The 20332-nt window shown below is 60.4% G+C and carries 25 protein-coding genes and 2 pseudogenes; 9 read left to right on the forward strand and 18 right to left on the reverse strand.

What is annotated here, in order from left to right:
* Positions 1–52: 52 nt before the first annotated feature.
* From Q0X85_RS10050 to Q0X85_RS10060, 3 genes are all read left to right on the forward strand, one after another.
* Complete coding sequence (locus Q0X85_RS10050; protein ID WP_297771753.1) at positions 53–385, forward strand: hypothetical protein; 333 nt, start codon at positions 53–55, stop codon at positions 383–385.
* A 73-nt stretch (positions 386–458) separates the two neighbouring features.
* The gene (locus Q0X85_RS10055) at positions 459–758 is read left to right on the forward strand and encodes a helix-turn-helix domain-containing protein (RefSeq protein ID WP_297771754.1); all 300 of its coding nucleotides are present in this window, start codon (positions 459–461) and stop codon (positions 756–758) included.
* A 54-nt stretch (positions 759–812) separates the two neighbouring features.
* Entirely contained in the window at positions 813–1589 is a 777-nt protein-coding gene (locus Q0X85_RS10060) for a hypothetical protein (protein ID WP_297771755.1), read from the forward strand.
* 401 nt (positions 1590–1990) lie between these two features.
* Here Q0X85_RS10060 and hemN read toward each other — a convergent pair whose 3' ends face one another.
* Complete coding sequence (gene hemN, locus Q0X85_RS10065) at positions 1991–3346, reverse strand: oxygen-independent coproporphyrinogen III oxidase (RefSeq protein WP_297771797.1); 1356 nt, start codon at positions 3344–3346, stop codon at positions 1991–1993.
* A 275-nt stretch (positions 3347–3621) separates the two neighbouring features.
* On the opposite strand from hemN, the gene Q0X85_RS10070 reads away from it, so the two are divergent.
* Together Q0X85_RS10070 and Q0X85_RS10075 are read left to right on the forward strand one after the other, a co-directional pair.
* On the forward strand, positions 3622–4170 hold the full coding sequence (locus tag Q0X85_RS10070) for a cytochrome c oxidase subunit 3 (protein WP_297771756.1): 549 nt from the start codon (positions 3622–3624) through the stop codon (positions 4168–4170).
* A gap of 29 nt (positions 4171–4199) precedes the next feature.
* Positions 4200–4472, forward strand: a complete 273-nt coding sequence (locus tag Q0X85_RS10075) for a nitric oxide reductase F protein (protein ID WP_297771757.1) — start codon at positions 4200–4202, stop codon at positions 4470–4472.
* A 135-nt stretch (positions 4473–4607) separates the two neighbouring features.
* Here Q0X85_RS10075 and Q0X85_RS10080 read toward each other — a convergent pair whose 3' ends face one another.
* The 6 genes from Q0X85_RS10080 to Q0X85_RS10105 all read right to left on the reverse strand — a co-directional run bounded on the left by Q0X85_RS10080 (position 4608) and on the right by Q0X85_RS10105 (position 10056).
* Positions 4608–5585 (reverse strand): DMT family transporter, encoded by a 978-nt coding sequence (locus Q0X85_RS10080; RefSeq protein WP_366129753.1) that lies wholly within the window; start codon positions 5583–5585, stop codon positions 4608–4610.
* 148 nt (positions 5586–5733) lie between these two features.
* On the reverse strand, positions 5734–6009 hold the full coding sequence (locus tag Q0X85_RS10085; protein ID WP_297771759.1) for a hypothetical protein: 276 nt from the start codon (positions 6007–6009) through the stop codon (positions 5734–5736).
* Positions 6006–6359 carry a 2Fe-2S iron-sulfur cluster-binding protein gene (locus Q0X85_RS10090; protein WP_297771760.1) on the reverse strand — a complete coding sequence of 118 codons (354 nt, stop codon included), beginning with the start codon at positions 6357–6359 and terminating at the stop codon, positions 6006–6008. Before Q0X85_RS10090 ends, Q0X85_RS10085 begins: the two co-directional genes overlap by 4 nt.
* Before the next feature lie 58 nt (positions 6360–6417).
* Entirely contained in the window at positions 6418–7782 is a 1365-nt protein-coding gene (locus Q0X85_RS10095; protein WP_297771762.1) for a selenium-binding family protein, read from the reverse strand.
* Positions 7783–7794: 12 nt separating this feature from the next.
* Positions 7795–8619, reverse strand: coding sequence for an IclR family transcriptional regulator (locus Q0X85_RS10100; protein ID WP_297771764.1), 825 nt, complete (start codon positions 8617–8619; stop codon positions 7795–7797).
* A 525-nt stretch (positions 8620–9144) separates the two neighbouring features.
* The gene (locus Q0X85_RS10105; RefSeq protein WP_297771765.1) at positions 9145–10056 is read right to left on the reverse strand and encodes a LysR family transcriptional regulator; all 912 of its coding nucleotides are present in this window, start codon (positions 10054–10056) and stop codon (positions 9145–9147) included.
* A 126-nt stretch (positions 10057–10182) separates the two neighbouring features.
* On the opposite strand from Q0X85_RS10105, the gene Q0X85_RS10110 reads away from it, so the two are divergent.
* Genes Q0X85_RS10110 through argE form a run of 4 tightly spaced genes read left to right on the forward strand, consistent with a single transcriptional unit; the run spans position 10183 to position 14414 of the window.
* Positions 10183–11154: a tripartite tricarboxylate transporter substrate binding protein gene (locus Q0X85_RS10110; protein ID WP_297771767.1), complete on the forward strand. Its 972-nt coding sequence runs from the start codon at positions 10183–10185 to the stop codon at positions 11152–11154.
* A gap of 41 nt (positions 11155–11195) precedes the next feature.
* On the forward strand, positions 11196–11684 hold the full coding sequence (locus tag Q0X85_RS10115; RefSeq protein WP_297771769.1) for a tripartite tricarboxylate transporter TctB family protein: 489 nt from the start codon (positions 11196–11198) through the stop codon (positions 11682–11684).
* Between the two features lie 43 nt (positions 11685–11727).
* A complete protein-coding gene (locus Q0X85_RS10120) occupies positions 11728–13218 on the forward strand; it encodes a tripartite tricarboxylate transporter permease (protein WP_297771770.1) in 1491 nt (496 codons plus the stop codon).
* On the forward strand, positions 13215–14414 hold the full coding sequence (gene argE / locus Q0X85_RS10125) for an acetylornithine deacetylase (RefSeq protein ID WP_297771771.1): 1200 nt from the start codon (positions 13215–13217) through the stop codon (positions 14412–14414). The genes Q0X85_RS10120 and argE overlap by 4 nt, the downstream gene beginning before the upstream one ends.
* A gap of 503 nt (positions 14415–14917) precedes the next feature.
* Here the strand turns inward: argE and rnk are convergent.
* The 11 genes and pseudogenes from rnk to Q0X85_RS10180 all read right to left on the reverse strand — a co-directional run bounded on the left by rnk (position 14918) and on the right by Q0X85_RS10180 (position 20251).
* Positions 14918–15361 carry a nucleoside diphosphate kinase regulator gene (gene rnk, locus Q0X85_RS10130; RefSeq protein ID WP_297771772.1) on the reverse strand — a complete coding sequence of 148 codons (444 nt, stop codon included), beginning with the start codon at positions 15359–15361 and terminating at the stop codon, positions 14918–14920.
* Positions 15362–15444: 83 nt separating this feature from the next.
* Complete coding sequence (locus Q0X85_RS10135; protein WP_297771773.1) at positions 15445–15912, reverse strand: hypothetical protein; 468 nt, start codon at positions 15910–15912, stop codon at positions 15445–15447.
* Between the two features lie 284 nt (positions 15913–16196).
* On the reverse strand, positions 16197–16412 hold the full coding sequence (locus tag Q0X85_RS10140; protein ID WP_297771774.1) for a hypothetical protein: 216 nt from the start codon (positions 16410–16412) through the stop codon (positions 16197–16199).
* 98 nt (positions 16413–16510) lie between these two features.
* Positions 16511–16915 carry a DUF1127 domain-containing protein gene (locus Q0X85_RS10145; protein ID WP_366129759.1) on the reverse strand — a complete coding sequence of 135 codons (405 nt, stop codon included), beginning with the start codon at positions 16913–16915 and terminating at the stop codon, positions 16511–16513.
* A 314-nt stretch (positions 16916–17229) separates the two neighbouring features.
* Positions 17230–17738, reverse strand: a pseudogene (locus Q0X85_RS10150) (IS5 family transposase); the annotation flags it as partial.
* Positions 17739–17749: 11 nt separating this feature from the next.
* Positions 17750–17950: pseudogene (locus Q0X85_RS19810) on the reverse strand (cbb3-type cytochrome c oxidase subunit I); the annotation flags it as partial.
* Between the two features lie 248 nt (positions 17951–18198).
* Positions 18199–18384 (reverse strand): cbb3-type cytochrome oxidase assembly protein CcoS, encoded by a 186-nt coding sequence (gene ccoS, locus Q0X85_RS10160; protein ID WP_297771777.1) that lies wholly within the window; start codon positions 18382–18384, stop codon positions 18199–18201.
* Complete coding sequence (locus tag Q0X85_RS10165; protein WP_297771778.1) at positions 18381–19070, reverse strand: nitronate monooxygenase; 690 nt, start codon at positions 19068–19070, stop codon at positions 18381–18383. The genes ccoS and Q0X85_RS10165 overlap by 4 nt, the downstream gene beginning before the upstream one ends.
* The gene (locus Q0X85_RS10170) at positions 19067–19417 is read right to left on the reverse strand and encodes a nitronate monooxygenase (protein ID WP_297771779.1); all 351 of its coding nucleotides are present in this window, start codon (positions 19415–19417) and stop codon (positions 19067–19069) included. The genes Q0X85_RS10165 and Q0X85_RS10170 overlap by 4 nt, the downstream gene beginning before the upstream one ends.
* Positions 19414–19791 (reverse strand): DUF488 family protein, encoded by a 378-nt coding sequence (locus tag Q0X85_RS10175; RefSeq protein ID WP_297771780.1) that lies wholly within the window; start codon positions 19789–19791, stop codon positions 19414–19416. Before Q0X85_RS10175 ends, Q0X85_RS10170 begins: the two co-directional genes overlap by 4 nt.
* 7 nt (positions 19792–19798) lie before the next feature.
* Positions 19799–20251, reverse strand: coding sequence for a group III truncated hemoglobin (locus tag Q0X85_RS10180; protein WP_297771781.1), 453 nt, complete (start codon positions 20249–20251; stop codon positions 19799–19801).
* Positions 20252–20332: the final 81 nt, after the last annotated feature.

Here is a 20332-nt window from a genome sequence, read left to right on the forward strand (position 1 = left end):
GTTTCCGAAGCCGCGCTGGTTTGGTGTGCGGTGCCAGACGTTGACGGAGTGGATGAATGCCCTTTGCTCTGTCTTAAATGAAGCACACCGGTCATTTGTGTATTCGCATACGCACTACTTTGGTTTGGACATGAAGCGAGAGATCGGTGGATCATTCATCCAGGCGGTGAATATTGGCACATTCCAGCCGCCCAGTCGTCTCAAGCCCAAAGAATGGAACGGTGCAGTGATCCTGTATGACATGCACGACGGCCAGTTGCAGGCCCATCAGTTCAGCTATGATTGGATTCTCGAGACATATGGCGAGGCCGGTAACGCGCAGGAACTCCATCAGCGCCGTGCACAAGCCGTGCAAGATCGGGATGATGCACCCCGGGGCGCGTGATCACGCAACACCTGTCTCCCGATTTCCGGGTGAATTTGGATCGACCGAACTCCTCTAAAATGAGGAGTCCCACGTGTCGTTTGAATCCAGTCCCACCGAATTTTCCACTGTATGCCCAGAAATCCTGACCGAGCCCGAGGCTGCAGAGTTCCTGCGCATCGGCCTGACAAAACTCCGTGCGATGCGTCGTGCCGAGCAAATACCGCACAATCCGCAGAAGCCAATCCGCTACCTGAGGTCATCGCTCCTGGAATGGATGAAAGCTCAGGAGATCCCAGCGAAGAAAGTGGCACCTGATCCAGCACCAAAGCGCTGCACGACCTACAAGACCAATCACAGTAAGGCTGCCCTTCGGAAGGGAATTCTCGGTTGACCATTCAGGCTGCATCTATAGACGTGAGCGAAAGTCACGGAGATAGATGCAGGCATGAAGACAGTCGAGAGGATCGGGCACTTCACGATCGCACTGAACCGGAACACTTACCATCTCCGGTGGACGAACAAGAATACGGGAAAGCAGGAATCCGAGAGCTTTGGGCGAGACCAAGAGCGCGCTGAGAGTGAAGCATGGAAACGAATGGCGGCGCTCGTCTCGCCGGACGACGTGATCGAGCGCCCGAACAACCCGACATTCGAAGAACTCTGGCACTTCTATTGTCGCGAGAAGAAGCCGAACTTGTCGGAAGGTCGCGTCCGTCGCCTCGAAGAGGCCTATAAACTCTATTTCAAACCAGCCCTGGCGAAAGTTCCGGCGAGCGATCTTCCTGACGCAATCCGAAAGATGCGAGATCGAATGCTGAGCGGCTGGACCGGAGATGGTCGCAACAACAGCCGTGGAGTGAGGCACCAGCCCATTCATCCCAACACAATAGAAGACCTCGTGAATATCGCGAGGGCCACACTGAATTTCCTGCTCGAGGAGAGGATCATCGTGGGCCCGAGCCCTGTGCCCACGATTCGAGTGGCGGGGCGGACATCACCGATGGATCGGGATCCAAAGGGGCGGCATGTCAGCTTCGAGGAAATCGGAAAGCTGATCGATGCCTGCGTATTTCCTCATCACCTTCACATGATGCTGCTTGAACTCGGATGCGCCACCAGGAGCGGTGTGTTTCCAGAGATGCTCACCGATCAAATCCTTTGGGATCTCGATGCTATTGACGTGCAGATCACCCGTGAGAGCCCGAATTACAGAATTGGGTGAGTCAAAAAAATAAGGGAATAGAGAAAATTTCGCGGAAGCCCACGACATCTAAAATGTCAGAACGTATCAGGAACTGTCGCCTGTTTCAGATGCAATTTAGATGCAGAGTGGGTAGCGATAGATGCAGATCACAGGGTCGACTTGCCTGGGTAGACTCGCCGAAGACGCCACACCGCGATTACGGGTCCGCGATGCGCGCAGAGTGCGCCAGCCGGTAATCGGCAGAAATCCTCCTAAGCCCGGTAGCCGCGGGTGAAAAGGGCGGCCTCAGGGCCGCTTTTCCTTCTAATCAAGCCGCTTCAGAAACGCCTTCGCCTCTCGGAGACTGTCGAGCGGATGCGAATCCGCTGGACAGTCGCACCGCGCGACCCAAGCGTGAAGGTGGTCATGTTCCAGGCTTTTCACGACGCGCGAGAGTAACGCACGCCTTCTGGCACGTGCTGATCGAAAGCCGACGCGATCATGCGTGTCAACGAGCGGCCTTCCGGCGCAATCTCAATGCGCTTTCCGGTCAGCTTTGCGAACGGCGCGAAACGAGTGGCCACCTCTCTCAGGCAAGATAGAAGTTCCTGTGCGTGTGGCCCGAATTCTTGGCTCAAATCGTCAAGATCCAGTGCGAACGCACACATCAGGTGCTCGATCGCACGGGCCCGCAACTGGTCTTCGGCGCTCAGCTGGTAGCCACGAGCGCCCGGAAAAACACCTTTTGCGATCCGCTGCTTGTAGGCTGCAGTTGAAGGCGCATTCTGGACATACCCGCCCGAAAACCGAGAGATCGACGATGCACCAAGCCCTATGAGGGTTCTGCAGGTGTCGGTCGTGTATCCTTGGAAATTGCGACGCAGGCGCCCTGCCTCGAGCGCCGTCGTCAGCTTGTCGCCGGGGCGCGCGAAATGGTCGATGCCAATGGCCGTAAGACCGGCTTCGACAAACCGTTCCCCGGCGCGCGTGGCCAGATTGTAGCGCGCCACATCGCCCGGAAGCGCGTCTTCGTCGATCAGCTTTTGCCGTTTCGAAACCCAGGGAACATGCGCGTACCCAAAGAGCGCAACGCGGTCTGGAGCAAAGGTCAGAACCTTGTCGATTGTGTCTTCGATGCATGCGAGGCTCTGATGCGGGAGTCCGTAGACCAGATCGGTGTTGAGAGAGGTAATGCCGGCCGCCCGCAGGTCTTCGACGCAGGCACGCGTGATCTCGAACGGCTGCTGGCGACCGATGGCCTTTTGCACCGCCGGATCGAAATCCTGAATACCGATCGAGGCGCGGCTCATGCCTTCGGCAGCCAGGGCGTCGATCTTCGCGCGGTCGACCATGGTCGGGTCGATCTCGACCGAGAACTCATACCCCTCAGCCGGGGGGAACACCCGGCGCACCGCTTCGGCGAGACGATGAATCATTTCTGGCGACAGGATCGTGGGTGTTCCGCCACCCCAGTGAAGACGCCCAATTTTCAAGCCGTCAGGCAAAGTGGCGCGCACCATTTCGAGCTCCGCCTCGAGCGTCTCGATATAGCTTTCAACCGGCCCAAGGGTTTTCGTCCCTTGTGTGTGACAGGCGCAGAACCAACACAGCCGTTCGCAAAACGGGATGTGAATGTAGACCGAGACGGGTTCTTTCGGATCCAACGCTTCAAGCATGCGGCTTTGAAAGGATGCGCCGGTGTCAGGCGTAAAGGCCGCCGCGGTAGGGTAGGACGTGTAACGCGGTACGCGCGCATCGAAAAGGCCAAGGGCCCTGAGTGATTCTGTATGTTCCATACGCCCCTTTTGAGACGGATTGGAGCAAGCCTCTTTGTCGTAGCACAAACTAAACGCCACAAAGAGCAATCAGGAGCTTTTGGTACGCGCGTTGCTTCACTTCCGTTCGGTTCAGGTCGTGGTTCTGAAAGAGCGCAGGTTCAAGTCATCCTTCAAGTTAGTTAAAATAGGCATTTACAATACCTATTATGATCATCCAGTGAGGTGTCACGACGGTAATCCTTGGATTTAACCGTCTCGCGACGCGCGGAAAGCTCTTGAAAAGGTCTTGCTGAATGACGGATCAAAATGCATTGGACGAATTGCCCGGCGACCTATTGATGTGGGTTCTCATCATCAGCGAACTGCTGGTTTTCGGGGCCGGGCTCATTGTGTTTCTGTCGGTTCGAATCACCGATCCGGCTGGCTTTGCGGAGGCGCAGAATTCGCTGGACCGCACGGGCGCTGCGATCAACACGATTGTCCTGATCACCAGCGGCTTTCTGGCTGCGTTGGCGATCAATCTGCGACGCTCGGGCAAGCGTGGCGGCGCGCGCGTTTCTCTTGTCGGTGCTGCGGTGCTCGGGGGAGCATTCCTGTGGATCAAGGGCCTCGAATTTGCGTCTAAGGCCGCAAGCGATATCGTCTGGGACACCCACCCTTTTTTCAATTTCTACTTTCTACTGACAGGGTTTCATGCCGCGCATGTTGCAGCCGGTGTCATCCTGTTGCTGCTTGTGGCGTGGCGCGATCATGTCGACAACATAGAGGATGCGACCGCGTTCTGGCATATGGTCGATCTGATCTGGGTACTGCTCTTTCCCGTGGTCTATCTTCTGCAATGACGCGCCGGTCGCTCTATATCGCCTTGGCCATGCTTGTTCTCCTCAGCCTTGGATCTACCCTGCTGTCTCTATCGGGGATCTGGGCAAGATGGCCTGTGGCAGCGGCGGTGGTCGTGATGGCGCTTGCCTGGCAAAAGGCCCGGATTATCCTCGGAAAGTATCTGGGATTGGTACAAGCGCCGGGATGGCAGCGCGGCTTCGACGTGGCCCTGACAGGTTACTGCCTTCTATTGCTTGGGCTCTATCTCGCGCCCCTGGGCGAGATCGTCCGCATGATCCTGCCGCGGTTAAGAGGTTTATAGAACAAGCCAGGCGGATGTCCGATGATGGCAAGGAAGGTTCCCCGACAAAAGTGTCGGCGTAGCCCCCGATCGGAGTAGGGGCGAACGCCTATGACGATTTGCGCGTAGAACGAACCAGCGGCCCAGCTGGCATGATCATCTTGATCTGATACGGCGCGTTCGGCGCCGTCTCGGACGAATGCGGGCGCGGTTGGCCGGCATCTGCTCCCGCCAGAACACATATAGGCCAGAACTTAGAATGATCCCGATCCCCAGCCAAGTTAGGCCATCCGGGAATTCTGCGAACACCAGATAGCCCATAGCCGTGGCGCCGATGATCTCGAGATACTGGAACGGCGCCAGCATACCCGCTTCGGCATGGCGGAAGGCTTCGGCAATCAGGATGAAGCTGGCGGCTGCAAGGCCGCCCGACGCCAGGATCGCGCCCCACGCCCAGCCGGGCAAATTGGCAACCGAGGGCTCGAGGTGCCCCGTCGAGCCGAGGCTCAGAGAGACCACGAGCATGCCAAGGCATGCGTAGAAGGTGGCACCGCACTGCACGGTCAGGCTTGATCGGTTTCCGCTGGCCTTTCGCAAAACGATCATGTTCAGCGCATAGCAAAGGGCTGCCAGCAGGGGCAAAAATGCCGCGGGGCCAAACCCGCCACCAGGGCGAATGATGATCAGGACCCCGATCATCCCGACCAGAACGGCGATCATGCGGCGCGGGCCGACCCGCTCTCCGAGCAGGGGGCCGACGAGTGCCGTCAGGATCAGCGGCTCAGCGAAGAAGATCGCGATGGCCGTGGCAATCGGCATGAACGAGAAGGCCCAGATCAGACTGGTCAGGGTCACTATCACCAACCCGCCGGACAAGGCGACGATCGGCGAGAACATCGGCCCACGCAGCCGGTGGCGCATCAAGAGAGCGATCGGGGCAAGGCACAGGCCTTGAGCCAGCAACCGGGCGGTGGTGACCTCGATGGCGGACAGATGCCCCGTCAGAATTTTGGCGAATGTATCACCGATAGGAAGAAGCAGCATCGCGGCTGCCATGCAGATCATCCCGGTCACAGAGCTGTTTTCGAAGAGCGTGGGACGACGGGGTGCGGTCACATCAAAGGTCATGGTCATCACTCCCATAGCAAAGAGCCCGAAGATTTCGGGCGAGTGATGTCCGGGCGTTCAGGACAAGGTTTCAGGATTCAGGATAAATGCGCATTGGAGAGCGACGCCATCGCATCACGCATGACAGGCAAATAGGGGCTTGAAAGGTCAAAGGTCAAGGAGCGGATGCTAATACCAAGGGCAGCATACAGATAAAAATTGAGGTAAGCGACAGCGTGCTTTCGAATGCGAATGGATCGCCGAATACATGGGCCTTCACATGGGCGAAGATCTGCATGCCGGGACCGGCTTCGGCGAGTGATCCGGGTTTATCCATCGTCAGCAATTGCACAAGTGTAAAGACCCAGCCAATGAGGATGAGGCCGACGGCCAGAACAACATTGCCCCCGTTGCTGCGCGCGTCAACGCCGGTATCCAGCCGTACCGTCATTTTTCATGTGCCCGCGCCAGCTGGCCGACGGCATCGGCGCTGGCGAACGGGTTGGCGTAAAGCTTGTCGTGGCTTTCGACGCCCACGTCGAAGACGCAATCCTCGTTAGGGCGGGCCACGCAGAGCAATACGTAGCCTTCTTCGGATTGGCGCTTGTTCAGTGCCGTGCCCTTGGGCTGGCGGACTGATCCCGAAATAATTCTGGCGGCACAGGTGATGCAGCCGCCGTACCGGCAGGCGATCGGCAGGACATGGCCCGCCGCCTCCACCACGTCGATGATTGGCTCGTCCTCCCCGACCTCGAAAGACACTCCGCCGCGATTTCGAAGCGTCACGATGTGTTTGCGCATCCCTCCACCTCCTGAATGGGCCCGGCCCCAACGGGCCGGGAAATCTGGGATTGATTGGTCAGATCCAGATATCAGAAGAACAATCTCCGCCTGGATAGCGCGTTTCATGCGCCCGCGCAGGGCCGTGCGGCTCCTCATTGAAATCGACGAGGAAATTGTCGCGGATCGTCATGCCACCGTTTTCGTTGTCGCAATCCACGATCAGCATGATGCCCCCCTTGTCCTTCATCGACGGGTAGAACTGGTTGTCCCAGGTCGAGAAGAGTGATGTCGTGACATAGAGCCGCTTGCCGTCAAGCGACAACTGGATCATCTGCGGCGCGCCGTCGACGGTGCGGCCGTTCACCTCGGGCGCCTTGCCCAGAAGCCCGCCGATCCAGACCTGGCCGGTCAGCTTGGGGTTGGCCGGATCGGAGATGTCGTACTGGCGCAGATCCCCGTGCAGCCAATTCGAGAAGTAAAGGTACCTGTCGTCCATCGATACCAGGATATCGGTTATCAGGCTTGGCATCGGAACGGGAAAGCCTTCGACTTCCACGGTGGGCACGTCGATGATCTTGTTGATCTCGATCTTGCCGTTGTCTTTGTGATAATGAAAGATGTTCGACGCCAGGGCTGCCCCGACGAAACCATGCGTGCTGTCGGGATCGTGGTGGAACCGGGCCTCGAGCGGGATCATTCCTTCCTCGCCCAGGTCCACGGATTGTTCCACCTTGCGATTCTTGAAGTCCCAAAAATGGATGTGCTGGCCGTAGTTGCCGCGCGCGACGTCTTCGAGGTCAAAGCCCGGCATGAATGTGTTGGGCGACGCCCATTCTGTCGAGATCATCATGTTGTGGCGCGGCTGATACCAGAAGTCGTAGTTGTACTTCATATCGCCCAGGTCTTTTTCCCAGCGCCCGATGATGTTGAACTCCTTGTCCAGATGCAGGAAACCGCCGGGCCCGTTGCCGTCGGCATCGCCCAGCATCGACACGATGATGTCGGCACCGAGACAATGCACGGTGTGCGGGGCAGACAGGTTGGTCTTGGCCTTGATTTCGCCACCGTCGATGGTCTTGAAAAGCGTCGGCTTGCGCGGATCGGTAGCGGTATCGACGATGTAGAAATTGGTGGTGCGGACGCCTGGAATGATCAGGTATTTACGCTCCATGCTGCCATCGGTGTTGCAAGAGGAACAGGCGTTCCAGCCCATGTGGTGCAACTCGTCTCCGACGACCGGCATTTCTGTCCGATGAATCACCTCGCCGTAGGTTGGGCTGTCCTCGTCAACGTCGATCGTGGCCAGGTAGTCGGGTTTCTCGATCCTGGTCCCGGTATAGATGCAGATGGTGTAGACCACCTTTTCGCGCGATGCCTTGATCGCCTCTTGCGGCGAGGTATAGCCCGGCCCTGCGCAGCAGCTCCCATTGTCTTCCGTCATGTCATTCCTCCTCTAATGTTTACGTCGTGATCGGTTTTCTTGTTGTTGCGGCGGCTTGAGCAGCGGGATGTCGATTTCCTGAACCTGCGCCATGTTACACAGCTGGATCGCGGCGCTAATCTTGGCGGTGATCTGTATCAGCTGCTCGCCGATCTCTTTGCGATAGGCCGCATGGAAGCGGCGGGCTGGACCGACCGCGCCGACACTGAACGACGCGCCGATATGGCCGATGAGCACCGGTGCCGCAACGCTGGAGACACCCATGTCGATTTCCTGATCGCATTCGGCATAGCCCTGTTCCGCGATCTTCGCGAACTCGGCCTTGAGGCGCGCTTTCGTGGATTTCGTGTATTTCGTGTAGGCGCTGAGTGTGCCGCCCAGGATCTCCTCCTGAAAGCTTTCCGCGGCAAAGGCGGCAATGGCCTTGGAACAGGAACAAGCATGCATCGGACGCGCGCCGAGGCCCGGATGTATGAAACCGCCTGCGGGGTCGTCCGGCGTTTCGACATGGATAATCTCGACCTGTCGGCTGCGAAAGCGGGCCAGAAACACGGTATCACCGAACGCGGCCGCTGCGGCCTTCAACGCCGGTGCACAGGCACGGCGCACGTCGATGTCGGATTTGCCCAGTAGCGCGATGCGGATCAGGCGCTCTCCGATTACATACTGTGCATTGCCGTCCGGGTCGTCGATCAGCTGATGTTTCGCCAGAGTTTGCAGCAGCCGGTAGCAGGTGGGTCGCGGCAATCCGGTTGCCTCCTGAACTTCCGCCGCGGTCAGCCCGCGGCCGACAATGGCAACGATTTCAAGAATAGCGATGAGGCGTTCCAAATGCATGGGGAGTCTCACGAATCGAGAAAGTGTCTCAAATTATGAGCCCCTTAATGGTATTGACGCAAGGGCAATCTGCAGCCGAGCCCACTCTCCGCCGGACCCGCCCGCCGCTCAAGAACACGATCGCCATTGCCTCGGTTGAGATCGCAAGCCTTTGCGAAGCGTGATGGAAAGGATTATCAAGGCGCCATCTCGCCGACGGATCCATCCGCCAACTACCTGAATGCTGCGGTGCAAAGTTTGCGGCAGATTCCTGTACCGATGACGCTATCGCCGAAGCACAGGTCGGCGCACCAGTCAGGCTCTCCTGTGTCGGGGATTGCTGGCAGATCGAGGATTTTCAAGGGCGGACCCTCGGGCAAATGTCAAAAGCATTCGTGCCACTGATTGGAACGAAATTTGTCAGTGGCGAGATCGTCAGCGCCATCATTCGCCACTTATCGTGGCCGAAGACGTGCGGCGTAGTTGCATTATCTAAACATGCTGTTAGGTTTGGTTTTATGGTTTCTTCAGCGCATGCCGTTGTTTTTATCCCGAAATCACTCCCTTTCGCTTCAGAGCGTCAATATCGACGCTGAGGGTTTCGACAAAGCTCCGCGCGACTTGGCTGAGTGGTTTGTCGCGTGGTGAGAACAACGCGATTTCCCAGTCGATTGTGGGGATCAGGGGCTTTGTGACCACCCGGCGCCGGTCGATCAGAAGCTCCGCGATTGGGTCAATCACCGCGATGCCCGTGCCCTTGCCGACGAGATCGCAGACGCTCCGCAGGGTGCGCAGTTCGGCAGCGATCGTGCGGCGCACATCGATCGTTTCAAACAGATAGTCGATCCGCGTGCGCAGAGGACTGCCCGGAGACAGCTCGACGAAAGGTTCATTGCGGATACGGGGCAGGGGGATGGCCCCGGGCTTGTTTCGCGGGTGGCCCACTGGCAAGGCGCAGCGCGCCTCGCACCGCCCGAGCGGGGTCACGTCGGCGCCGTAGGCTTCGGTCTCGAGTGTGATGCCGAGTCCGATGTCGCAGGTTCGTTCCGCGATCATCCGCAAGAGTTCGCCGAGCCCGACATCGACCAACCTTACGCCCACATCGGGGCGGAATTTCTTGAACCGTGCAATCGTGTCGAGAAGAAACGTATCGCAAAATATCGGCTGGGCGGCGATGACGATGTTGCCCCGTTTCTGGGTCGAGATTGCCTCTGCCTCGGTATTGAGTTCGCGAAGCGAAGATAGCGTTCGCGAGACGGATTCGTGAAACAGCAGAGCCTCGGGCGTCGGTGCCAGATGGTTCCGCCGACGCTCGAACAGCTTGAAGCCCAGATCCTTTTCCAGGCCCGACAGCAACTTGCTGACGAGCGGCTGGCCGACACCCATAGCGTCCGCTGCGGCCTGTGTGCTGCCGTGGCGAAGGTAGGCGTCGAAGGCCTCAAGTGCGCGGATCTTCATGCTTGCCCCTCAGTATTCCGAAAGGGAATATTAAGGCCCAAATTTGCGCGAATCGGAATATATGTGCAACCCCTCTGCCCACTATGACCCGGCAGCCCCGCTGCCAAATCCGGAGGAGGTACCCCCATGAAGAAGATTCTCGCATCCGTTGCCGCTACCGCGGTCCTCGTCGCGGGCGCTGCGTCCGCACAGGACTATCCCAACGAGGCGATCACGCTCGTGATCCCTTACGGCCCAGGCGGTGCGTCCGACCTCGCCGGTCGCGCGCTGGCCGAAAGCGCGGGCAAGTTCCTCGACGAGCCGATTACCGTCGTGAACAAGCCCGGCGCCGGCGGTATGAACGGCGCACGCTTTGTCTCGCAGGCCGATGCAGACGGTTACACGCTGCTCCTTGCCAGGGTTGGCATGGCGCTGTCGCCGGCGGTCAACCCGCAGGTCAAGACCGGCTGGGACGAGTACACATTCGTTGGCTCGCTCGAAGCGACACCGATGATCCTCGCTGTCAAGTCCGATAGCCCCTACGACAATGTCGAGGAGCTGATGGCGGCCATTAAGGATGATCCCGGCGTGATGACCTACGCCGCCTCGGGCGCGACCGCGATCGACGGCTTCACCGTGCAGTCGTTGCTGTCAGACGCGGGTCTCGACCCGCTCAACGGTGCCACCATCGTGCCTTACAAGGGCGGCGGCGCGCTCGCGACCGCACTGCTCGGCGGTCACGTGGACTTTCTTGCAATTTCCGCAGGCTCGCTGATGCCGCATATCGAAAGCGGCGACATGAAGCCTCTGGCGGTGTTCTCCCCCGAGCGCATGGACGACCTGCCCAAAGTTCCGACCGTCGGTGAGCTCGGCTACGAGACCGCTGGCCAGATCACTGGCTGGAGCGCGCTCTATGGCCCCAAGGGTCTGCCGGACTCGGTGCAGGCGAAGTGGGACGAGGTGCTCGACGAGGTTGCCGAGGACGAGACCTGGCTGACGCTGGCCGAGCGTCGCGGCTCGATCTCGACCGTGGGTGAGAAGGACATGAGCGCCTACGCCAAGTCGCAGTACGAACTGTTCCGCGGTCTCGCCGACGAATTCGGGTATCTCGGAAACTGATCCGTAAGGGCGGCAGCACCAGCAGAGACGGAGGATACGCCATGACCAGCATTGCGCTTCGCGGTCTCGGCATCGCGCTGTTCTTCGGTATCGTGCTCGGGGTCCTAATCCCGGGCTACGTGCCGAAGCCAGCCTTCATACCGGGCTTTGCGCTGCCGCCTGATTTCTGGCCCCGAGTGATCGCGATCGCCGGCCTTCTATTCAGCCTGATTGCCGCAGGGCTGGGCTTCGCAGGACAAGGGACACCGGTGCTGCCATCCGAAGTGGCCGACGACGACACGCCAAAGCGCGTGCTTCTGTTCCGGTTCGGAGCGCTCGTCGCCGCCTTGATCGCGTTCGTCCTGCTGACCGACGTGATCGGCTTTCTCGGCGCGGCGATGCTGCTGACTGGTGCGGCCATCATGCTGACTGGCGAGCGGCGGCTGCTGGCCTGGGGGGCGGGACTTGCACTGATACTGCCCGTTGGACTGTATGTTTTCTTCACCGAAGCACTGGGCACCCAGTTCCCGCCGGGACTGCTCTTCAACTGAAGTCACGCTCGGCCCCCCGGCCGCCCGACAAGGAAGGACGACCATGCTGAACGAGTTGATGACGGCGCTTCACGCTGTCGCCACAATCCAGAATTTCCTGATCATTGCTGCCGGAATCTGGGGCGGCGTGATCATCGGGGCGATCCCGGGCATGACCGGGACAATGGCAGTGACGCTCGCGCTGCCCTTTACCTTCTACATGGATCCGGTGCCGAGCATCCTGTTGCTGGTTGCGCTGTACAAGGGGTCGACATACGGCGGGTCGGTATCGGCGATCCTGATCAAGACTCCCGGCACGGCATCGGCCGCCTGCACCGCGCTCGACGGCTATCCGTTGGCGCAGCAGGGCAAGGCGGGCAAGGCGCTGAACATGGCGCTCTATTCTTCGGTGGTTGGCGATTTCATCTCGAACATCTCGTTGATCTTCCTCGCCGCTCCGCTGGCGCTGCTGGCGCTGAAGGTCGGTCCTCCGGAATACTTCATGCTGATGGTCTTCGCGCTGACGACCGTCGCCGGCGTATCGGGCAACTCGTTGCTGATGGGCTTCGTCTCGGCGTGTCTCGGACTGCTGCTGGCGACCGCCGGCGAAGACATGTACGGTTCGTTCCGCTTCGCGTTCACCGACGACATGCAGGCCGGACTGTCGGTCGCCCCCGTCTTGATCGGACTGTTCGCTCTACCAGAGCTGATCAAGCTGATCGTTTTCCGCAACCCGCCCAAGGCCCGCATGATGGAGATCGGAGACGATCGCGTCAGCGGTCGTGAGTTCCGCAGCGTGGCGAAGTCGCTCTTCCGCGGTAGCTTCATCGGTGTGTTGCTGGGTGCAATTCCGGGCATCGGCCCCTCGGCTGCTGCGTTCTTCTCTTACGGCTCGGCGCAGCGCGCGTCGCCGCGTGCGGCCAATTTCGGCAAGGGCGAGATCGAGGGCGTCGCGGCGTCGGAATCGGCCAACAACGGCGCGTGCGGCGCGACGATGATCCCGCTTCTGGCGCTTGGTGTACCGGGCGACGTGATCACTGGTGTGATGCTCGGTGCCTTCATGATCCAGGGACTGACGCCCGGTCCGCTATTGTTCGAGACCAACATCCACGAGGTTTACATGCTGTTCATCGGCATGCTGCTGTCCTCCGTGCTGCTCTTGTTCGCAGGCAAATTCACGATGCGCATCTTCACCACGATCGCCAAGATCCCGCCGACGCTCCTGAGCCCGGTTGTGCTGCTCCTGTGCCTCTTCGGCATCTACGCAATCGGCAACAGCATGTTCGACGTCGTGGTGCTGCTCGCACTCGGAGTCGTTGGCTTCGGCATGTTCCTACTCGACATCCCGACCGCGCCATTTCTGATCGCGTTCATCCTCGGACCGATGATCGAAGAGAACCTGCGGCGCGCCCTCGCGACTTCACGCGGCGATCCGACGGTGCTGATATCTTCACCGATTACCTGGATCTTCGCGGCACTCATACTCTTCGTGATCGCGCTGACCGCGCGGCGCGAGATCGGCAAGGCAAATCAAAGAAAGGCAGACGCCAAATGAAGGACGCATCGAGCAGAGATATCGCACATGCGCGGCTCGGCGATGCCAAGGCGCATTTGAAGGACCTGATCGGGTTCGACACGGTCAGCAGGAACTCCAATCGCACCCTGATCGACCACATGGCCGCGCATTTTGAACGCCTTGGCGGCGAAGTCACGATCCTGCCGGAGGAAAGTGGTCAAAAAGCGAACCTTATCGTGCGCTTCGGGCCCGCCGACCAGCCCGGCGTGGTGCTGTCCGGTCACACCGACGTCGTCCCGGTACGCCCCGAGAACTGGACGACGCCACCCTTCGAGATGGATGAGCGTGATGGCCGTCTTTACGGTCGCGGCAGCTGCGACATGAAAGGCTTTGCTGCCTGCGTCATGGCCGCGATGCAGGATATCGCCACGGTCGAGCTGAATCGCCCGCTTTACCTCTGTTTCTCCTACGACGAAGAGGTGGGATGTCTCGGCGCGCCGGCGATCGCCCGGCACCTCAAGGCGCTCGAGGTGCCGCCAAGCTTCGCTATCATTGGCGAGCCGAGCGAAATGACTCTTGTCACGGGCCAGAAAGGCAAGATCGCGATGCGCGCCACCGTGCGCGGCACCAGCGGCCATTCTTCCTTCGCACCGGGGCACGTCAACGCGGTCCACTACGCCTCGAAAGCGATCGCTACGATCGCCGAGCGGGCACGCCGCTACGAGGTCGATGGACCGTTCGACCGCGACTTCACTGTACCGCACGCGACAACGCTGGTAACCATGGTCGAAGGCGGCGTCGCGACCAACGTGACCCCCGATGAGTGCAGCTTCACCTTCGAACTGCGCTCGATCGACGAGACGGCGGCACGCGCCGACATCGACGCGCTCCTCTCCGAGATCACCGAAGAGCTGAACCCCGAGATGAAGACGCAGCATCCGGACGCGGGCATCACGTTCGAGCGCATCTTCGCCTACCCGGCGATGGGCGATGCAAGTGGTACCGACGCATTCGACGAGCTGCGCGCGATCATGCCCGAATGGTCCGGCAAGGTCTCCTACGGTTCCGAGGGCGGCGTCTTTGAGGTGGAAGGCCATATCCCTGCCGTGATCGTAGGCCCAGGCTCAATTAAGCAGGCCCACAAGGCAGACGAGTTTGTCGAAATCGGACAGATAGACGCCTGCCTCCGGTTCCTCGATCACCTACTCGATGAAGTCGGGAGCCAGAAAGACTAAACGTCGGCTTATTTCAAACGAAGTAAGGGGTTGACGCCGGGACGATGCCTGTAGCTCGCTTGAACACGTCTCGGGAAGTGGGCGGCCGAACGTATAGATTTTCGGCCTACTACTGATCGCGAGGAGATGTCACTTGGCAGAGCCTGTGTCACTTCCACGCCCTGCTCGACCCCGGGGCCAGCGACGTCACCCGGCTGGACGCTTGCATGTCGCTCGACGGCAGAGCCACAACGACGACAGGAAATTCGGATAATGGGGGTAACGCCCCCGATAAATTGTCGACAGCTGGGACAACGATGAGCGGCTGCGCGGGGAAGCGATCTCTTGCAGGACGGGCCGGCAAGCGGAAGGTGACGATTCATGAGACCCTCGTTCAACGGGAAGGGAAGGCGCCGAAGCGGCGATTTCAGATATCCCGGAAGGAGCGTCGTGGCTTCGTCAGCGCATCGAGCGGCTCCTTCCGGGCAAGGCATGGGCTTCAGCAATGCCCCGGGAATGGAGGATCATTGTGCCTCCAGTCCTTCAGGGGCATCTTGGGACGCGACGTGGAGCACGGTCAGCACCCGCCGTTTTCCGTCCCTGGTGTCCCAGTGAAGCGATGCTCCCTCGGCCAGGCCGATAAGGGCGACTCCGATCGGCGTCAGGATCGAGATCCGACCGCGTGAGATGTCGGCCTCCTCGGGAAAGACCGGCGTTACCTTATTCTCTTGGCCGGTCGTTTCGTCGCGGTAGGTGACCGTGCGACCGATCGCCACCACGTCCGGCGGAAGTTTCGCAGCCGGAACGATGCGGGCCCGGTTAATCTCGCCGAGCAACCGATCGGCAAGTTCCGGGTTTCGCTGGATCGCGCCCGCCGCAAGAGCTTCGAGCTTATCCAGGCAGTCGGCGCCGATGACGACCCTGGGCCGCCGGCCAGTGCCGCGTGAGGTGGAGCGTTGGTCGTTCATCGAATTCTCCTTTCCGCCCTTTGGTGGCGGGGATGCATTGTGGGTAGCCAGCTTCCTTGACCCGCCAGGAGCGGATCAGAGCATCAGGCTGCGTCGTGGTCCCGAGACGGACTCACATCCAGCACGACGACCGTCTCGATCTGACCGTCGTCCCGCAGGAGCGGCACCTTCTGTAGTTTTCGCATCCCGATCAGGGTCGCCCCAAGCAAGGATGCGACAAGAATGTGACCCGGGATCGGGACGGGGTTCATGGTAAGCACGCCGGTGCGAGCGCCCTCGCCGCTGATCATGTAGATGACGTGGCATCCGGCCACGACGAGATCGGGCGAGGCCGGCTCCGGAGCTCCGCGCGAGATCCGCAGCTTGTGGCGCAGGAGCCCGTTCAGAAGCGGGGGATTTGGCGCATTCTTGGTTCCGCGATGTCGGAGCAGGCGCTCGATGCCGAGGCGGTCGTTGACAGTGAGAAGAAAGCCGGTCTCGACTGCGGAGCGTTCGAACAGCGATCGAAAATCACTGCCCGCAGGCAGTTGGGTGAGTCTGGTGATGGTCATGATGTGTCTCCCGGGGCGTCGAAGCCCACGTTCTCAATTCAAGTATTTTGAGAAAACCCCGGGTGGTCGAAGACACGCTTATGCGCAGACCGCCCGGGGACCCGAGCGGTTCAGAAGCAGAAACCGAAAAAGGTTCTCGTGCGTGACCATTAGGAAAGCTTAGCCATTGGGCGCAAACTGTCAATCTTGGAGTCCGGGCCGGATATGCAACGGTCAAGGATGCACAGCTCTTGAGAAGGTGAAGAGGGCGAATTGGTCCACGAGCGGACTTCGACGACAAGGGGTCACCGGCGGCGCACCTCGAAGAATGAGCCATGTCGAACTTCCTGGATCGGCCGGCGACGTGGCAGCGGGATGCTGTTTCCCGATGTCGTGCGCCCACCATCGTCTTCCCAACGCTCCAGGCATCTGGCGCTCGGCTTCGCCGCCGAAGGTTCTATGTCCGTCGGCCTGAAAAGGTCCGGGAACAGCTCTTCGAAGTCCGCCTTGCAGATCATCATTTTGTCACTCCTTTCAATCACTTCATGGCGAGCCGCTACTCGGCCATTGCCGCGCACCACTGCGGTCCAGTGGTGCGCATTCTCAAGAATAGGACCCGCTATGCCGTTCGGCCGCCGCGCCACCCCGCATTGACATGCACATCCGAAGACACTGGACGCATGCTCAGTTCGCGATCCGTGAGACCATCGACGACGCGCGGGATATCACTGCGATCAATCCCGATGTCGCGCAGCAGGCGATCGTCCATGCCTCGAAGAGTTTCGATCATTTTCCGGCGTTGCCAGCGGTGGAATGCGGTCCGGAGCCAACGTCGAAACGCTCCGGGCTTGCGGTTGCGCTGACTGGCCGTTCGAGGGGGTGGGAAGTGAGGGGTATGGGATTTGAAGACGTGGGGGTGCATGTCATGCTCCATGACGAAGAAACTGAACCGAGACGCACACACCACGTCAGCTGGGCGACCCGCACAGGCGTGATCTTCCGGCCATATTGGCGCGTTTGCCATTTCGACTGATCTGTAAGAGATCGAGAAGACCCCGAGGCGCGGACCGGCAAACGGCCTGATCCCGCTCGGGGCTACCGGCGGTTCAGTGTGTTTCCTGCGTTGAGCAGGAACCTCGTATGAAGACTGAACATGGTCATCACTAAGATATCGGTAGTCCGCGTCTGTTTATCAAGAAGTCGACGCAGTCTGCGACTTTCTGACACTGTTTGAACTTATCCAGAAATCCGGGTAACAAAAACCGAGCAACCTGCCGCTGCCAAGGCTTTGTTGGACAAATCCCATGCTGATCGGACTTCCCCTTTACCCAGACGCAGTTATCTCACGGTTTTCGTGACGGGTCTTCCGAGTGCGGTATAGCCGTTCATGATGGCGATACGGACCTGGACATCGGCGTCCTGGCTATCGAAGTTCCGCGCCATGAGGCGCTGCCCAAGCAGTTTCATACAGTGCATCTTGCTCTCGACATGGCTTCGGCGGTGGTGTCCTCTTCAGTTTCGCCAAATCGCGCGGCAGAGGCATTTCGACGCCCGCAGGGCCTCGTTTTGCGCGATGGCACCCGCCGTGGTTGGCTTCCAGGGCCTGACATTCCGGCGTGGCGGTATGACGGCATGGGCACCGGGGTCCGCGATGGCATTGTGACAGTTGCGCGTGTCATAGGCGCCATCGGCGGTGACGCTCCCGATCTCTGATCGGGCGGGATCTGGCCCAGCAGGTCCGGCAGAACGGGTGCGTCCCCGATGTGGTTAGCGGTAATCTGGACAGCCCGGATCTCCAGAGATTGTTCGTCCATCCCGAGGTGGATCTTGCTCCATCCCTGCCGTTTGTTGGGGTTGCCAGCCGCGCCCGGCTGGTGCGCTGCATGACATGGTAGGACGTGGCGATGAGGGCGTTGCCGCCGAAGCCGAAGATCACCCCCGATATGTGAACGGGGCGGATGCGGCCGAAGCTCGATCAGGCCGCGTCGAAGCGCAGATCGGGCCAGGCAAGTTGCGCCGCGACCCAGACGCCCATGCCCATACCGACGACGGCCCAGAACAGGGCGATCACGAGCCTGGCCTTGGTCGGGTCATCATAGTAGTTGACCGTGCGGTCCTCGGCCGGTTCGGGCTCGCCAATCGCACGCATGACGAAGAAGGTCGTGATACCGGCTGCAATCAGCACGATCGCGCCGTGGCTCCCCATCGGATCGCCACGACCCGCTGCGGCCATCACCAGCCCGACAATCGCCATGACGGCACAAATCATGAATGCGATCTGGCGTTCGGCACCTGTCAACCGCTCCATCATCTGGAAACCTCCCGGTCGGTTCTTTGTCTTGATGGCAGCGGACGGTCCTCCGTCTGGAGGATCCGGCGGGCATCGCCTTCCGAATCGTCGAACTGGTCGGTTTTCATCGCCCAGAAAAATGCTCCGAGGCCGATTGCACCCATCACCAGCGTTACGGGTATCAGCAGTAGAAGGATGCTCATGTCTGCCCCACCGTGGGTGTTCGCCGGTCTGATCTGAGTTGATCATGAGCCTCGGCGCAAAGGGCGTTCAGGCGCCGCGCCGCCGGGACTATCGCGTCGATCTCACCCGCGCCGGTGCCGCAATAAAGCGGCATCTGTTCCAGGTCTCCGGTCGTGGTGCGCAGGGGCGAGTCCGTGCTCTGGCGCAGCCGCGGAATGGGGCCGTCGTGGGCGATCACCTCATGTGTGATCCGCTCGGGGTCATGTCCTGTAAGGGCCGGGTCGAAGGCCTCTGTGACACTATTGCGAAGGACGCGCACGGCCGATCCTTTGGGCCAGTTCAGCACGAAGCCGTCGGTCAGGACGGTATCCTCCCCCCGGGCGGTCACGATCCGTTGCTTGTGGTAGTCGTGGGCGAAGGATTCGGCCGTGGCCAGAAAGGCGGCACCGCACTGGACACCCTGCGCCCCGAACGAGAGCGCCCGGGCCAGCCCCTTGCTGGTGCCGATGCCGCCCGAGGCGACAACCGGCAGCGCCGTGGTTTTCAGCACGGTCCGTAGCAGGCCGAATGTCGGAGTGCGCCCGTGAACGTGACCGCCCGCTTCCTGCCCCTGTGCGATCAACACATCCGCACCGGCGGCTTCGGCCTCCCGTGCCGCAGGCAGCGTGCCGACCTGATGCAGCAGACGTGCGCCTGCTTCCTTCACCTGGGCAAAACGGCCTCGGGCATGACGTCCCAAAAGAACGAGAACACCCCCGCCTCCATCGCGAGGCAGGTTTCGATCTGCTGGTCCAGCAGACCGGGGTCGGTGGCTGCGGGGATGAGGTTGACCGCAAAAGGGCGGTCCGACAGCCGGCGGTAGGCTTCCATTTCCGAGTTGATGAGTGATGGCGCTTCGCGCACCATCCCCAACGTCGGGAAACCGCCCGCATTTGCGACCGCGGCGGCCAGTGCGGCGCGCGCGACGCCTCCCATCCCGGCCAGGATAACGGGATACTCACATTCCAGCAGATCGCACAGACGGGTGCGAAGAGACCCGGGTTCAAGCGTCATGACTTGCTCCCCTTGAGCCGCTGCTTCAGGTAGTCCCGCAGGACCACAGCCTGGTTGTGTTCCTGGTCCTTCGCGGCGAAGAGCAGGGTGACGGGGCCGGCTCGGCACCATGCGAGGCAGCGTTCGATAGCGTCCGTGTTGTCAGCCAACTCGTGCAGGTAGCGGTTGCGGAATTCTCCCCATTTGTCCGGGTCGTGGTCGAACCATTTCCTGAGCTCGGTGGTCGGCGCGATGTCCTTAATCCAATCATCGTGCCCGAGATCGGCCTTCGAAATACCTCGCGGCCAGATTCCATCCACGAGCAGCCTCGTGCGGCCCGCGCCGGACGCCTCGTCGTGAACGCGGGCAATATCGATATCGAATTGCTTCGCCATGCGAGGGTCAAACCAGTTTCGGGATGCCGGTGCCTTTGGCATCCTCGACCGCGAAGTTGAGCGACCGGGCGATGCGTTCGGCCCGCTCGATGACATGGGCGGCGCCTGCGGGTGTGCAGATCTCCTTCGCGGTCTCGCGAAAGAGTGTGAGCCACCGCTCGAAATGGCCCCAGTCAATCGGCAGACCGACGTGCTTGGGCACCGGGGCGCCATGATAGCGGCCTGTCATAAGGGCAACGGAGGACCAGAATGCAGTCATCCGCTCCAGATGCGGTGGCCAGTCATCGATGCGTGCCGCGAAGATCGGGCCAAGAAAAGGATCCTGGCGGACCTTGTCATAGAAGGCATGGACCAACTCGCGCAGCACCGCGTCATCGAGCCCGGTCCGTGCCTCGAGATCGGCTGTGATCTCCGGTCGCACGGAGGGGCTGCGGGGTAGTGGTGTCTGGATGGAGGTCATCGGTGTGGCACCGTGGTCGCAGTTGTATTGACGGGGTACGCCTCTCAAGTGGTATTGTAAATACCTATTAAGGCCGAGCGC

This window comes from uncultured Roseovarius sp. (assembly GCF_947259555.1).
Classification (GTDB): Bacteria; Pseudomonadota; Alphaproteobacteria; order Rhodobacterales; family Rhodobacteraceae; genus Roseovarius.

Coding starts and splice junctions, on each gene's coding strand:
- Q0X85_RS10095 (WP_297771762.1), bottom strand. CDS start 7,782: ATGACGGAAGACAATGGGAGCTGCTGCGCAGGGCCGGGCTATACCTCG.
- Q0X85_RS10175 (WP_297771780.1), bottom strand. CDS start 19,791: ATGGCGAAGCAATTCGATATCGATATTGCCCGCGTTCACGACGAGGCG.
- Q0X85_RS10060 (WP_297771755.1), top strand. CDS start 813: ATGAAGACAGTCGAGAGGATCGGGCACTTCACGATCGCACTGAACCGG.
- Q0X85_RS10140 (WP_297771774.1), bottom strand. CDS start 16,412: ATGATGATCTGCAAGGCGGACTTCGAAGAGCTGTTCCCGGACCTTTTC.
- rnk (WP_297771772.1), bottom strand. CDS start 15,361: ATGAACGACCAACGCTCCACCTCACGCGGCACTGGCCGGCGGCCCAGG.
- Q0X85_RS10115 (WP_297771769.1), top strand. CDS start 11,196: ATGACCAGCATTGCGCTTCGCGGTCTCGGCATCGCGCTGTTCTTCGGT.
- Q0X85_RS10170 (WP_297771779.1), bottom strand. CDS start 19,417: ATGACGCTTGAACCCGGGTCTCTTCGCACCCGTCTGTGCGATCTGCTG.
- Q0X85_RS10070 (WP_297771756.1), top strand. CDS start 3,622: ATGACGGATCAAAATGCATTGGACGAATTGCCCGGCGACCTATTGATG.
- Q0X85_RS10080 (WP_366129753.1), bottom strand. CDS start 5,585: ATGACCATGACCTTTGATGTGACCGCACCCCGTCGTCCCACGCTCTTC.
- Q0X85_RS10120 (WP_297771770.1), top strand. CDS start 11,728: ATGCTGAACGAGTTGATGACGGCGCTTCACGCTGTCGCCACAATCCAG.
- Q0X85_RS10090 (WP_297771760.1), bottom strand. CDS start 6,359: ATGCGCAAACACATCGTGACGCTTCGAAATCGCGGCGGAGTGTCTTTC.
- Q0X85_RS10145 (WP_366129759.1), bottom strand. CDS start 16,915: ATGGCAAACGCGCCAATATGGCCGGAAGATCACGCCTGTGCGGGTCGC.
- Q0X85_RS10180 (WP_297771781.1), bottom strand. CDS start 20,251: ATGACCTCCATCCAGACACCACTACCCCGCAGCCCCTCCGTGCGACCG.
- hemN (WP_297771797.1), bottom strand. CDS start 3,346: ATGGAACATACAGAATCACTCAGGGCCCTTGGCCTTTTCGATGCGCGC.
- ccoS (WP_297771777.1), bottom strand. CDS start 18,384: ATGAGCATCCTTCTACTGCTGATACCCGTAACGCTGGTGATGGGTGCA.
- argE (WP_297771771.1), top strand. CDS start 13,215: ATGAAGGACGCATCGAGCAGAGATATCGCACATGCGCGGCTCGGCGAT.
- Q0X85_RS10135 (WP_297771773.1), bottom strand. CDS start 15,912: ATGACCATCACCAGACTCACCCAACTGCCTGCGGGCAGTGATTTTCGA.
- Q0X85_RS10110 (WP_297771767.1), top strand. CDS start 10,183: ATGAAGAAGATTCTCGCATCCGTTGCCGCTACCGCGGTCCTCGTCGCG.
- Q0X85_RS10105 (WP_297771765.1), bottom strand. CDS start 10,056: ATGAAGATCCGCGCACTTGAGGCCTTCGACGCCTACCTTCGCCACGGC.
- Q0X85_RS10075 (WP_297771757.1), top strand. CDS start 4,200: ATGCTTGTTCTCCTCAGCCTTGGATCTACCCTGCTGTCTCTATCGGGG.
- Q0X85_RS10085 (WP_297771759.1), bottom strand. CDS start 6,009: ATGACGGTACGGCTGGATACCGGCGTTGACGCGCGCAGCAACGGGGGC.
- Q0X85_RS10050 (WP_297771753.1), top strand. CDS start 53: ATGAATGCCCTTTGCTCTGTCTTAAATGAAGCACACCGGTCATTTGTG.
- Q0X85_RS10100 (WP_297771764.1), bottom strand. CDS start 8,619: ATGCATTTGGAACGCCTCATCGCTATTCTTGAAATCGTTGCCATTGTC.